Here is a 13,462-nt window from a genome sequence, read left to right on the forward strand (position 1 = left end):
CGGTGACTCAGACCAATGACAGCAGCCTGACAGGCACAGACAGCGATACCCCAGTGGTGACGGACGTGAATGACGCGCCGGAAATCACCGTGACAGCGCCAATCACAACTAATGAAGACACCCCAACCTTCATTGAATGGGATTCATTCGGAATTACCGATGTTGATTCACCTGATTCAGCTCTAGGTATTGAGATTACCAATTTACCAGATAACGGTCAGTTTGAGCATTTCGGTGATGATGGTCAGTGGCATGACATTTCGGTTGGTCAAGTTATTGACAAGGGCGAGTTTGATGCAAATAGAGTTAGATTTACTCCGGATGAAGATGAATCTGGATACGATAGCCACTCAACCCCAGGTATCGGTGATCAACAACAAGATTATGCTCATATTGGATTCAAACCAACGGATGGCGTAAACGTAGGCCAAGAGTCGACTATAGCGATAAATGTTACTCCAATTGCTGACGCGCCTAACTTGTTCACCAGCATCGATGGAATTCAACTTCCAGACCAACAATTCAACGTAAGTATGTGGAATGGTGTCTCTGTTGGTTATCAATATGGTGTTGGTAATGGTGTGGACCCTGATACCTTGATAGATGTCATTGATGGTTTGGATAGCAACAGTAGTTCTCTAAGTAATGTCAATGATGTGCGTGATGCTAGTCAAGGTGCGGGTCAAGCTACACTCATCACTGGCTTGATCTATTTAGAAGCAGGTAAATCTTATGATTTCGTTGGTAACGCGGATGATAGTTTAGCGATAAAAATTGGTGGTGATCTTACAGATGATGCTCGATGGGGGGACAGTAGTGGGAGTATCCAAGGAATTGCATTTACACCGACTGTGTCCGGTTTCTATCCGATAGAGGTTTACCACCACAACCAGAGCGGCCCTGGTAATTTTGATGTCAATGTTTCTGTAGATGGCGCGAGCCCTGTCAACTTAGACAACACAAACTTTGGTGTAGTCAGTGATGTATCTCAGCTCGATAGTATTGATATACGTACATCACAACTAATAAACGAAAATGGCGTTGAGTTCTATCAGGTCTATAAAACGAATGAAGGTCCACAAGACACGCGTATTCCACTGACGGAGCTGCAAGCATCTTTAAATGACACTGATGGTTCAGAAAGTTTGGCTGTCAATGTTAGTGGTTTCCCTATTGGTTCTGAGCTAAGTGACGGAGTTAATTCTCACACATTCACTAGTACCAATGAGACATTTGATATCAGTAGTTGGGATCTGACAAGTCTAACGGTCTTACCGCCTTCTGGGAGTCACGACGACTTTACTATTGATGTGGAAGCGATCGCTAGTGAAAAGGATTCAACAAGTACTGCTACGACTACGACCAGTATTGATGTGGTTGTTCATGAATACAATGCTACAAACACACAGCCAGATACTCGCACTGTAGATGAAGATACAAGCGTCTCTGGTAACGTTTTAACAAACGATACTGATACAGATAACACATTATCACTGCAGTCAATTGAAGTCGGAGGAACGTCCTATAACGCTGGTGACACTATCACGCTAACTGGTGGTGAGTTGACGGTTGAGCAAGATGGTAGTTACGCGTTTGTACCATCTGATCATTGGTCAGGTAACGTTCCGACGGTGACTTACACTACAAATACTGGTGTGAGCGATACTCTCGATATTACCGTTAGTGCGGTTGCTGATGCTCCTCGCGTAACTATTGCGGTCGGAGAGCTGCAACAATCACAAGCTGTACCTGAATTTGGTACTTCACCTAGTGATATTAGAGACCTTGTAAGTAGTGGTGAGACATCTATTGGGGGTGTTAACTTCGACCACGTTGTTCAGTCTCCAGCTTTCAATAATGGCAATCAAGGCGATGACTTGATGATCGCACCGGATAATGCGGCTGCTCAGCAGTTTGTTGGCGATCAGCAAGCCGTTAACCTGAGTCAACAGGGTAGCGATACGTTTGTTGGTACTAGTGGCAATGATTCGTTTTATGGTGGTAATGGGTCTCAGGATAGCAAAGTTGAAACGGATACAGTTATCTATCAAGGTAAATTGTCTGAATACGATCTTGATTTTAGAGGCCTGGAGCATAGCCAAGTACCTTATTGGTTAGTTAAAGATTCTCTTGAAAGAGATACATCTAGTGACAATTCGCCTTCTACCGAAGATGGTGACCATTTATATGGTATTGAACGAATTATTTTCTCAGATGCTGTTGTTGAGATTGATAGTGAGACCGGAGAATATACAGTCCTACAAGACAGCGTAATACCGCTAGATATTTCAGCGGAACTCGTTGATAACGATGGTAGTGAATCGCTAGGTAATGAATTTACTCTTGAAGGCATCCCTCATGGCGTTGACTTGTACGTTGATGGTCAGCTTATATCTCCAAACATCGACGGTTCGTATTCAATTGTTATACCTGCTTCTGGTGATGTTAGTGCAGAGCTTCGAATTCCTTATTCTTATGAAGGAGACCTTGATTTTGAGCTTTCTGTGTCTGCATCATCTTCTGAATTGATTAATAGTGATGAAGCAATAACTAACACGGCAGCAGATATAAGTTTCAGAAGCTATGATTTGGAATCTGGTTCTCACGGTGACGATACTATCAAAGGGACAGAGAACAACGATTTGATTGTTGGTGACGTTCAAGGGATTCAAATTGTTGCCGGTGAAGACTACAACATAGCGTTCATTCTCGATACGTCGGGTAGCATGGGAAGAGATGTTGAAACCGCAAAAGATGAACTGTTGGTTGTTTTTGACGCGATTTTTGCTAGTTCTCAGGGGCAACATTCAGGGCAAGTTAATATTCTAATCACGGATTTTTCAAACAACTCAAATACGTCAGTATCTGTCGACTTGAGCAGTCAGAACCCAAGAGAACAGTTTGTCGCAGCACTTGACTCCATCACTGATGTTGGCGGAGGTGGTACCAATTACGAAGCTGGATTTCAATCTGCTGTTGAATGGTTCGCTGACCAAAACGGTGGGAACAACATTTCATATTTCATTTCTGACGGTGAGCCGACTTCCTTTACTGACAGTAGGTTAATGAAAAGTGAGTTCGATGAAATATTGATCGATTATGATTTGAGTTCGAACCAAGTTATAACACTGGCCGATTTATTGCCCGCCGGATATACAAGTGGTGTTGTTAATTATAAAGGTAGTGTATTAATTGATGATAATGCCAAGTTATATTCACCATTAACAGGGGATAGAATTGGTGACTTAAGCATTAATGGTAATTCTTACGATTACTATGATAAGGGTGGCGTCAATAAACAAGGTCAACATATGTATCAATTACTCGCATTGATGTCATCTGTTGATGCTATTGGGCTCGGTAATTCATTAGATGAAGATGTTCTCGAAGATTACGACTCTGATGGCCTAGTTGAAACGTCAATAGACGTAACGAAATTATCAGAGGTTATTCTTGGTAAAGAGGTTAGCTTGTTGCAAGGTGAAGACCAGATCGATGCCTTGGCTGGAGATGACATCATGTTCGGTGACTTAGTGCAATTTGACGGTATTTCAGGACAGGGCGTCGCAGCGATACAGAAGTACGTAGCTCAAGAAACTGGTGAGCAATTATCTTCTGTGTCAGCGCGAGATATACACAACTATATTTCAGATAACGTACAAGATTTTGATCAATCTCGAGCGAACGACAAGGACGATGTTTTATCGGGCGGCGAAGGCGACGATATTTTGTACGGTCAAGGTGGTAAAGATACGCTTATTGGTGGTCTTGGTGATGATATCTTAACTGGTGGTGACGGTGATGATCTGTTCAAGTGGGTCGACGAACCTTTCCAAGGTGATGTTGATACGATAACCGATTTCGCTCTAGGTGAAGACCATCTTGATATCTCGCAATTATTGCCAACGGAAAATTCAATGTCTGATCTTCTGGAACATATCACTATTGAGAAAGTCGATAACGGTGGCGGTGATAAAGATTTGGTTATTACTATTTCTGAAGACGCGAATAATGGAGGTCAAACACAAACTATCATTCTTGATAATACGGGGAACCAGTTTGATTCAGTGAATGCTCAAGGTGATGGTAGTGTAATAAGTAGCGATTTGAGTAATTTGGTCAATCAATTATTCGTTAACTTACCAGACTAAAAACAAAAAAGGGCCGAAAGGCCCTTTTTTAATACTTCTGCTGTGCTATAAAAGCTAGATTCTAAAGCACGAAAATTAAAGCACCTTACAAGCAAAACCTTTTAGGTAGAAGCCTTCTGGGTAGGCCGTGTCCGTTAGGTGGTCGGCTGCTTGCTCGAAGCGTTCTACGAACTTAACAGTGCGGCCTGCGTCTAATGCAGCGTCGGCGATGATTTTCTGGAACAAATCAGTACCCATTAAACCAGAGCAAGAGTAGGTGAGTAGAGTACCACCTGGTTTCAGGATTTGCATCGCAAGCATGTTAACGTCTTTGTAGCCGTTAGCGCCTGAAGTCAGGTTGTTCTTACTTGAAACAAACTTTGGTGGATCCATGATCACTACGTCAAACTTAGTACCTTGGTCACGGTATTCACGAAGCAGTTTGAAAACGTCAGCATTTAGGAATACAGCGCGTTTTTTCGAGATATCAAACTCGTTAAGTTCAGCGTTGAACTTAGCCGTATCAAGAGCAAGTTGAGATACGTCAGCGTTGATAACACGTTTCGCGTCGCCTTTAAGTGCGTAAAGGCCAAAACCACCTGTGTATGAGAAACAGTTAAGGACATCTTTGCCTTTAACGTATTTCATAGATTCTTTGCGGCTATCACGTTGGTCCATGTAAAAGCCCGTTTTGTGGCCTTCCATAATGTTCACGCTGATTTTGACGGCATTCTCTTCAATCACTATTGACTTAGGTGGCTCTTCACCATGAAGTACGCCTACAACTTGTTCTAGGCCTTCTTTTTTACGAACCGCTACGTCTGAACGCTCGTAGATGTTGCAGTCAGGGAAGCACTCGATTAACGCTTCAACCAACACGCTTTTGTTAAACTCAGCGCCAGCACTTAGCAGTTGGCAAACAAGAAAGTCTTGATACTTATCGATTGTGATACCTGGCAGGCCATCAGATTCTGCTGCGGTAAGGCGGTAGCCCGTTAGACCATCACGTTTGATAATGTCTTCACGTAAAGACTGTGCGTCTTGAATTCGTTTTACGAAGAAGGCCTTGTTGATTTCTTCTTTTTCAAATGTCCAAACACGAGCTCGAATTTGAGATTCCGGTGAGTAAGCCGCTTTTGCAAGCCACTGACCATTTTGAGCATATACGTCTACAGTTTCACCTTGTTTTGGTTCGCCTTCGACCTTATCGATACCGCGTGAAAATACCCAAGGGTGTTTGCGGCGTAGTGATTTATCTCGGCCTTTAGCTAGATGAATTGAAGGAGTCATAATTTACTCTGTTTGTTGAATTTGAAGGAGGGGTATTGTCGGGGAAGTACAGGTGAAAAGCAAATAAGAAAGGGTTGCCAAAGCAACCCTAGTAATGATTAATCAACACATTGTGGTTGGATATCAGTATTAAGCTTTAAGACCTGTCAGCAAACCTTCCATCGTATCGCTTTGTTTACGGAGTTGGTCTACATTTGAATTACTCTTACTGATCATCTCGCAGATACTGTCTGATTGATGGCGAATCTCTTCAACACTTTGTGCAATGTTGTCAGCTACTACGCCTTGTTCTTCAGCCGCGGTAGCAATTTGAGTACTGCTATCAGAAATAGACTGGTTCTTTTCTGCTAATGAACCGATCTCGACGTTTACTTCCGACATCAGTGTTTGGCCTTCATTAGCATTGTTTACAGTTACTTCCATCAGTTTGGTCAGTGATTGGCTGTTACGTTGTAATGACTCAATCATACTTTGGATTTCAACCGTTGCTTGTTGAGTACGACCGGCAAGGGCACGAACTTCATCGGCAACAACAGCAAATCCACGACCTTGCTCACCGGCACGTGCAGCTTCGATAGCAGCGTTCAACGCTAACAGGTTAGTCTGTTCTGAAATACCGTTGATGGTTGTGACTACTTCATCGATCTGCGCCGCGTTGGCATCAAGCTCTTCTACTGCTTGTGAAGCGGATTGGATCTCTTGAGATAGGTTAGAGATAGACTCCAATGTATTTGAAACCTTGACTTGACCACTTTGAGCAACGCCGCGAGCGTCCATTGTTTGTGAACTAGACTCATGAGCAAGGGTAGCGACTTCGCGAATCGTAGCAGCCATTTGCTCCGTTGCACTTGCTAAGCTATTCAGGTGTTCTTGTTGGTTACCAGAGATGTCTGAACTTTGTTGTGTTGACTGGTTTAAGTCCGAGCTGATCTGCTGCATGAGAGCGACAGACTCTTGGATTGATAGAACCATGTTTTGTTCACGCTCTGCTACCTTGTCGATCGTAATCGCAATTTCACTGAACTCATCACGAACTAAGAAGTAGTTCATGCGGCAAGTTAGGTCACCATTCGCAAGCGTATTCAATGCTTTGTTCATAGAGAACATCGCACCACCGATGAAGGTCATGATGTAGTAAACACCCAGCGCGATAAGCGTTAGGGTTACAGCGATGATAGAAACCTGAGTCGTAGACAGAGCAGACCAAAGGTTTTGGTCATGGTTAGCAACTAGGCTGAATGCACCATTCATCACCGAAACAGAACCAGCACCGTAGCCCAAAGAGATGGTTTCAGAGCTGCTGACAAGTTGAGCGACTTGATCTTTAGTGAGTTGACCCGCTTCGATAAGCCCTTTCATCAAGAGCATTTCTTCTTGATAAAGGTTAGCCAATAAAGAGTCCGCGGCGCTATCTAAAACGAGAGTTAATATGACTAGGGCGAGAAGAGGCAATAAGAAGAGTAGATAGAACTTTTCTTGGATTTTTAGGTGAATGAGATATTTGTCAATCCAACGAAATGGGATTTCTTTCATAATCGTTATACTCGAAGTAAGTCCACCAATAAGTGGTGAATGAATAGAAGCTCAACTATATCATTCATATAATTTATGAGGCAACGTTATGGAAAGTTCACAATATATTTTTGTCGTGTCAGGCGTAGTTCAATGTGTTGGTTTTCGTTATCACACCAGTAGGAAGGCGCAAACTCTAGGTCTTTCAGGCTATGCGAAGAACTTAAATGATGGTCGAGTTGAAGTATTCGCTGTTGGAGAGAGTCAGCAAATAGAGAAGTTACATGCTTGGCTCAATATTGGCCCTTCGAGCGCAACAGTAGACAACGTAGTGATGCATCAAGTGAAAGATAGTGAGCGTCAGGACGTACGCGTAGGGGCCTTTAAAATACTGTAGTTATAGCACTACAGTATTTATATTGAACGTAACTTAATGGCCTAAAGCAGATTAGGCACTACAAGCACTTTGCTGGTTTAGGTAAACCGGCGAGCTTGGTTGCTTGTTTTGCAGGGCCTTTTTTGAATAACTTGAAAAGGTACTTACTGTTGCCTTTTTCTGGGCCGTGCGCTTTTTCCATCGCTTTCACTAGCATACGAACTGCTGGTGACGTATTGAACTCTTCGTAAAAGCTCCTTACAAAATGTACGACTTCTAAGTGCGCATCCGTAAGTTCAATAGCTTCATCTTGAGCAAGAATTTCAATCATGCCTTCTTCCCATTGCGTGTAATCCAATAGGTAGCCTTGAGCGTCGGTTTCGATTTGCTTGCCGTTATATTCAAACATGTTTAATCCAGAATCCAATTAACTATGTGGGTAGGGTACATGACCAAGTTTATCTTTCTCAACAGAAATTGTAGCTATCCATAGAAATATCGCACTTATAGATACAAAAAAGCCCAAGAGGTAGGCTCTTGGGCTAGATATTCTTCAATGATGGAAACGATTAGTCGTCGCTGCCCATGATGCCTAGAATACTTAGTAGGCTGATGAAGATGTTGTAGATTGATACGTACAAGCTGATCGTTGCAGAGATGTAGTTTGTTTCACCGCCACGAATGATGTTTTGCGTTGTAAGCAAGATAACACCAGTCGAGAATAGGATGAACATACCGCTCATTGCCAATGATAGTAGAGGCATTTGTAGGAAGATGTTTGCAACCATACCTACAAGTAGTACTACGAAACCAGCTAATAGCATGCCGTTAAGGAACGACAGGTCACGCTTAGTTGTTAGTGCGTAAGCTGATGCGCCCATAAACGCCAGTGCTGTACCGCCAAGTGCAGTTAGGATTACATCACCCATGCCTGCGCCAACGTACATATTGAGAATTGGACCAATGGTGTAGCCTAAGAAACCCGTAAATAGGAATGTGAAGACTAGACCCATGCTGTTGTCGCGGTTCTTCTCTGTTAGGAAAAGTAGGCCGTAGAAGCCAACAAGCATGATAATAAGACCCGGGCGAGGAAGGTTCATCGCCATGGATACGCCTGCTACAACAGCAGACCAAAGTAGTGTCATAGACAGTAATGCGTAGGTGTTACGCAACACTTTATTGGTTTGCAGAGCACTTTCTTGAGATGCTGTGCGTGAAAACATAGGGCTGTTCATAATCTTCCTCGTAAGGTGACTTCAATAGTTATTAGTACATTTATGGGGGTGAAAGTTCGAAAAATCAAGTCTTTCATTCCTCTTGTATACATAAAATAATAATCAAAATAGTCGGTTAAGTGTTTCTGAAGGTGTAACAAAGTATTTCTTTAGGCTGTAATTAAGCATAGCTAAAATACGATCTTCAACCTTTAGTAGTCATAGCCTGTTATTTAGAACTTTAGAAAACCATCTATAACCTTGAAAAATAAAGAGGCGACCTAAGCCGCCTCTATAGTTTATGCATCATAACACATTAATGGTGTAAGATTTGGCTTAAGAAGTTCTGCGTTCTGTCTGATTGTGGGTTTTCAAAGAAGTCGACAGGGTTGTTCTCTTCTATGATTTCACCGGCATCCATAAAGATAACGCGATCTGCTACCTCTTTAGCAAAGCCCATCTCATGCGTTACACAAAGCATTGTCATGCCTTCTTCCGCTAGCTCAACCATTACGTCTAATACTTCTCGAACCATTTCTGGATCGAGGGCTGACGTTGGTTCATCAAACAGCATCACTTGAGGGTTCATACACAAAGAGCGAGCGATAGCTACACGCTGTTGTTGGCCACCAGAAAGCTGACCTGGGAATTTGTCTGCTTGCTCAGGAATTTTTACACGCTCTAGGTATTTCATCGCAATCGCTTCAGCTTCTTCTTTCGGCATCTTTTTGACCCAGATAGGGGCGAGAGTACAGTTCTCTAATACCGTCAGGTGTGGAAACAGATTGAAGTGCTGGAAACACATGCCGACGTCTCGGCGAACAGCTTCGATGTTCTTTAGATCTTCCGTCAATTCATTACCTGAAACGAAGATATGACCTTTTTGGTGCTCTTCTAATCGGTTGATACAGCGGATCATTGTTGATTTACCAGAGCCAGAGGGGCCACAGATAACGATTTTCTCGCCTTTTTTAACTTCTAGATTGATGTTCTTAAGTACGTGGAATTCACCGTACCATTTGTTCATGTCTTTCAACTCGATCATAAGACCTTGAGAGTTGTTTTCTGTCTGCTGCGTCATAATACGTCCTTGATCTTGTTAATTATCGTTTGTGACCGGTGTGAAGTCTGTTTTCTAGCCATATCGAATATCTCGACATGCCAAAACAAAACACCCAGAACACTAACGCGACAAATACATAACTTTCTGTTGAATACCCAAGCCATTCAGGGTCGGTATTCGCGGCTTGGCCAATTCCTAGTACATCAAACATACCAATAATCAAAACAAGACTGGTATCTTTGAACAAACCAATAAAGGTGTTCACAATTGAAGGAATCGTGATTTTAAGAGCTTGAGGCAGAATGATAAGCCCAGTTTTTTTCCAATAGCTTAACCCTAGAGCATCAGCTGCTTCGTATTGACCTTTTGGTATTGCTTGTAAACCACCACGGATTACTTCGGCCATATAGGCTGCACTGAATAGTACTACCCCAACCAGTGCTCTAATCAGCTTATCGGTTTCTGTCCCTTCAGATAAGAAGAGTGGGAGCATTACTGAAGCCATGAATAGAACTGTAATGAGCGGTACGCCACGCCAAATTTCGATGTATACGGTACACATACTGCGAATGATCGGCATCTCTGAGCGACGCCCAAGCGCAAGTGCAACACCAATCGGGAGTGACACTACAATACCAACAAGTGCGATGATCAGTGTAACCAGTAGGCCACCCCATTTATGGGTATCAACAACTTCTAATCCGAAGACACCACCGTATAGTAAACCAGCAATGATAAACGGATAGATGTTGACGAAGAACAGCCAAATCCAGGTGCGCTTAGGTGTTTTTTCATACGCTAATAAAGCAACAAAAATAGCTAAAGTAGCGTAGAAAAAGCGAGGTCGCCACAGTTCAGCTTCTGGGTAGAAGCCATACATGAATTGGTCCCAACGAACGCTAATAAAAACCCAGCAAGCGCCTTCACTAGTACAAGCGTCTCGTGTTGTTCCTATCCAATCGGCACTAATGAATGCCCAATCTGCTATTGCCCATATTAGGGTAAAAGCAAAGTAAGCAAGAACCACAGTGACAACGCTGTTAATTGGTCCATTAAATAGATTTTTTCTTAACCAACCGACAGGGCCAACGGTATTCGCTGGAGGCGGAAGATCAGGTTGAAATTGATGTGTACTCATCTTATCTCTCCACCAACGCTACTTTGCGGTTGTATATGTTCATTAGAGCAGATGTTAATAGGCTCAAGGTCAGGTAGACACCCATTGTCATCGCAATTACTTCGATAGCTTGTCCAGTTTGGTTTAATGTTGTTCCTGCAAATACAGACACAAGATCAGGGTAACCAATGGCCATCGCAAGTGATGAGTTTTTGGTCAGGTTTAGGTACTGACTGGTTAGTGGTGGGATAATAATTCTTAATGCTTGTGGAATAATGACAAGCTTGAGGGTTCTAGAACGTGGGATACCTAGAGACATAGCAGCCTCAGTTTGCCCATGGTTTACGGCGTTAATACCTGAACGAACAATCTCGGCAATGAACGCTGCGGTGTAGATACTTAAAGCAAGCATCAATGCAGCAAGCTCAGGAATTATGCTAACACCACCCTTGAAGTTAAACCCTTTCAAAACAGGGTAATCCGCAGAGATAGGCATGCCCATCACAAAGTAAGTCACTAACGGTAAGCCTAAAATCAACGCTGCAGCAATCCGCAACATAGGTGTTTGTTGGCCGGTTAGTTTTTGCTTGTTGTTAGCCCAGATGTTGATAATAAACGTAGCGATAATACCGACAATCAATGATCCGATGACAATGCTACTGCCTTGTTCTAACACTGGTGCTGGGAAGTACAATCCACGTACGTTCAAGAAAATTGCTTCACCTAGGCTCATGCTTTGACGAGCAGAAGGTAAAGCTTGCAGAACAGCGAAGTACCAGAAAAAGATTTGCAAAAGAAGAGGGATATTTCGGAATATCTCAATGTAGACCGCTGCAAATCGGCTAACCAGCCAGTTTGAAGAGAGCCTAGCGATACCCATACTAAAGCCCAGTACCGTAGCTAGCATGATGCCTAGCACCGAAACTAAAGCGGTATTGAGAAGCCCGACAAAGAATGTACGACCATATGAGAAAGTCTCGTCGTATTCAATCAGTGTTAATCCGATACCAAAACCAGCTTCTTGGGAGAGAAAATCAAAACCAGTGGCGATACCACGGGAATCTAAGTTAGTGAGTGCATTATTTACAATCGTGTAAAAGAAAGCACAAAGCGCCCCGACGGCGATGATTTGGAAAATGATGGAGCGAAAAGTGGGGTTGTAAAATAAGTTGGCACTTTTGGGCTGTGGCTTTGCCTGAGCTGGAGAAATAGTTTCATTAGGTTTCATACTACTATAACCTCAAATCCATTTAATAAATAGGGCGGAAAACTCCGCCCTAATTGATGCTTGAAAATTTATTAACGGATTGGTGGAGCGTACATAAAGCCGCCCGCATTCCATAATGCATTTACACCACGAGAGATCTGAAGTGGAGAACCTGTACCAACAGTACGCTCAAAACTCTCACCGTAGTTACCAACTTGCTTAATTACTTGGTAACCCCAGTCGTCACGAATGCCAAGGCCTTTACCTTTAGGACCGTCTACACCAAGAATACGTTTGATGTTTGGATCTTTTGACTTAAGCATTTCGTCTGCATTTTTAGAAGAGATGCCGTATTCTTCCGCATTAATCATTGCTGAAAGTGTCCACTTAGCAACGTTAAACCATTTGTCATCATCTTGACGAACAACAGGACCTAGAGGCTCTTTAGAGATGATTTCAGGAAGTACTTGTGCAGATTTAGGGTCAGCTAGGTTTAGGCGAAGTGCGTATAGACCAGATTGGTCAGTCGTTAGCACATCACAACGACCTGCGTCGAAACCTTTAGATGTTTGTGCCGCTGTATCGAATACCACTGGCTTGTAAGACATGCCACTGTTACGGAAGTAATCGGCTAGGTTAAGTTCAGTTGTTGTACCTGATTGAACACATACAGAAGCGCCATCAAGCTCTTGAGCACTTGTTAGGCCAAGCTCTTTCTTAACCATGAAGCCTTGACCATCGTAGTAGTTAACGCCTACGAAGTTAAGACCTAGAGCAGTATCACGATGTAGTGTCCATGTTGTGTTGCGAGATAGTACGTCGATTTCGCCAGATTGAAGCGCAGTAAAACGCTCTTTTGCGGTTAGAGGTACATACTTAACTTTCGTCTTGTCACCGAGTACAGCCGCTGCAAGAGCTTGACAATACTCAACATCAATTCCTTCCCATTCACCTTTTGAGTTAGGGTTAGAGAACCCTGGAAGACCGGTACTTACACCACAAGTTAGAAAACCTTGAGATGTGACTTTGTCCAGAGTGCTTTCTGCCGCTGATGCCGATGTTGCCATCATCGCAGTTGATGCAGCTACTACTGAAGCAAGAAGTGTTAGTTTATTTGTCATTTGTATCCTTCCTTGTTAACCAGGTGACACCTGATACTCGTGCTCGTTTGAGTGTCTTTATGTGTTGCGTTTTCTATGACCTTGTTGCTCAAATTACAAGAGTTGCATTTTGCAAATGAAACTGTGTGCGATTTAAGTAACTGTTTATAAGGTTAGGAAAGGATCCGTAGTTTCACAAATGTATAATTTAAAAAGAATTTTGAATGAAATCACAAATCCGAACACAATTAGAATGACCAAATGTTAACTGAATGTAAATAGTGCAACAGTTCACACTGTTGGTGCAACGAGATTTAGAGTTTTATATTGATAATCGACTAGATAAATATTCTGAATGAATGTCACAGTGGTGGAGCATTAACCTTAAAAAAGATTGAAATTTGGTCAATAAATATTTTTATTACACTTGGATAGTTATGAATATGCTTCAAA

The 13,462-nt window shown here is 42.6% G+C and carries 10 protein-coding genes; 2 read left to right on the forward strand and 8 right to left on the reverse strand.

Going from position 1 to position 13,462, the window contains the following annotated elements:
• On the forward strand, positions 1 to 4,151 hold a 4,151-nt coding region (locus tag QQ041_RS21670; RefSeq protein ID WP_285955030.1), incomplete at its 5' end, for a VWA domain-containing protein.
• A gap of 75 nt (positions 4,152 to 4,226) precedes the next feature.
• On the opposite strand, the gene QQ041_RS21675 is transcribed toward QQ041_RS21670, so the two are convergent.
• Entirely contained in the window at positions 4,227 to 5,420 is a 1,194-nt protein-coding gene (locus QQ041_RS21675) for a class I SAM-dependent methyltransferase (protein WP_285955031.1), read from the reverse strand.
• Between the two features lie 129 nt (positions 5,421 to 5,549).
• A complete protein-coding gene (locus QQ041_RS21680) occupies positions 5,550 to 6,953 on the reverse strand; it encodes a methyl-accepting chemotaxis protein (protein WP_285955032.1) in 1,404 nt (467 codons plus the stop codon).
• An 88-nt stretch (positions 6,954 to 7,041) separates the two neighbouring features.
• Here QQ041_RS21680 and yccX point away from each other — a divergent pair, with 88 nt between their 5' ends.
• Positions 7,042 to 7,329 (forward strand): acylphosphatase, encoded by a 288-nt coding sequence (yccX, locus tag QQ041_RS21685; RefSeq protein WP_146489708.1) that lies wholly within the window; start codon positions 7,042 to 7,044, stop codon positions 7,327 to 7,329.
• 58 nt (positions 7,330 to 7,387) lie between these two features.
• Here yccX and QQ041_RS21690 read toward each other — a convergent pair whose 3' ends face one another.
• From QQ041_RS21690 to QQ041_RS21715, 6 genes are all read right to left on the reverse strand, one after another.
• Positions 7,388 to 7,717 (reverse strand): TusE/DsrC/DsvC family sulfur relay protein, encoded by a 330-nt coding sequence (locus tag QQ041_RS21690; protein ID WP_017057205.1) that lies wholly within the window; start codon positions 7,715 to 7,717, stop codon positions 7,388 to 7,390.
• A 160-nt stretch (positions 7,718 to 7,877) separates the two neighbouring features.
• Positions 7,878 to 8,543: a Bax inhibitor-1/YccA family protein gene (locus tag QQ041_RS21695; protein ID WP_017057206.1), complete on the reverse strand. Its 666-nt coding sequence runs from the start codon at positions 8,541 to 8,543 to the stop codon at positions 7,878 to 7,880.
• Positions 8,544 to 8,838: 295 nt separating this feature from the next.
• Positions 8,839 to 9,603: an amino acid ABC transporter ATP-binding protein gene (locus QQ041_RS21700; RefSeq protein ID WP_017059704.1), complete on the reverse strand. Its 765-nt coding sequence runs from the start codon at positions 9,601 to 9,603 to the stop codon at positions 8,839 to 8,841.
• A 22-nt stretch (positions 9,604 to 9,625) separates the two neighbouring features.
• Positions 9,626 to 10,723, reverse strand: coding sequence for an amino acid ABC transporter permease (locus QQ041_RS21705; protein ID WP_060982096.1), 1,098 nt, complete (start codon positions 10,721 to 10,723; stop codon positions 9,626 to 9,628).
• A gap of 1 nt (position 10,724) precedes the next feature.
• On the reverse strand, positions 10,725 to 11,930 hold the full coding sequence (locus QQ041_RS21710) for an amino acid ABC transporter permease (protein ID WP_146489709.1): 1,206 nt from the start codon (positions 11,928 to 11,930) through the stop codon (positions 10,725 to 10,727).
• 71 nt (positions 11,931 to 12,001) lie between these two features.
• The gene (locus QQ041_RS21715) at positions 12,002 to 13,030 is read right to left on the reverse strand and encodes an amino acid ABC transporter substrate-binding protein (protein ID WP_004733634.1); all 1,029 of its coding nucleotides are present in this window, start codon (positions 13,028 to 13,030) and stop codon (positions 12,002 to 12,004) included.
• Positions 13,031 to 13,462 lie beyond the last annotated feature (432 nt).

The sequence above is a fragment of the Vibrio sp. TMPB1044 genome, assembly GCF_030442075.1.
Taxonomy (GTDB): domain Bacteria; phylum Pseudomonadota; class Gammaproteobacteria; order Enterobacterales; family Vibrionaceae; genus Vibrio; species Vibrio satsumensis.

What these genes read in the sequence shown, in the direction of transcription:
- QQ041_RS21710 (WP_146489709.1), bottom strand. Translation starts at nt 11,930, where the DNA reads ATGAAACCTAATGAAACTATTTCTCCAGCTCAGGCAAAGCCACAGCCC.
- QQ041_RS21700 (WP_017059704.1), bottom strand. Translation starts at nt 9,603, where the DNA reads ATGACGCAGCAGACAGAAAACAACTCTCAAGGTCTTATGATCGAGTTG.
- QQ041_RS21715 (WP_004733634.1), bottom strand. Translation starts at nt 13,030, where the DNA reads ATGACAAATAAACTAACACTTCTTGCTTCAGTAGTAGCTGCATCAACT.
- QQ041_RS21690 (WP_017057205.1), bottom strand. Translation starts at nt 7,717, where the DNA reads ATGTTTGAATATAACGGCAAGCAAATCGAAACCGACGCTCAAGGCTAC.
- QQ041_RS21705 (WP_060982096.1), bottom strand. Translation starts at nt 10,723, where the DNA reads ATGAGTACACATCAATTTCAACCTGATCTTCCGCCTCCAGCGAATACC.
- yccX (WP_146489708.1), top strand. Translation starts at nt 7,042, where the DNA reads ATGGAAAGTTCACAATATATTTTTGTCGTGTCAGGCGTAGTTCAATGT.
- QQ041_RS21680 (WP_285955032.1), bottom strand. Translation starts at nt 6,953, where the DNA reads ATGAAAGAAATCCCATTTCGTTGGATTGACAAATATCTCATTCACCTA.
- QQ041_RS21695 (WP_017057206.1), bottom strand. Translation starts at nt 8,543, where the DNA reads ATGAACAGCCCTATGTTTTCACGCACAGCATCTCAAGAAAGTGCTCTG.
- QQ041_RS21675 (WP_285955031.1), bottom strand. Translation starts at nt 5,420, where the DNA reads ATGACTCCTTCAATTCATCTAGCTAAAGGCCGAGATAAATCACTACGC.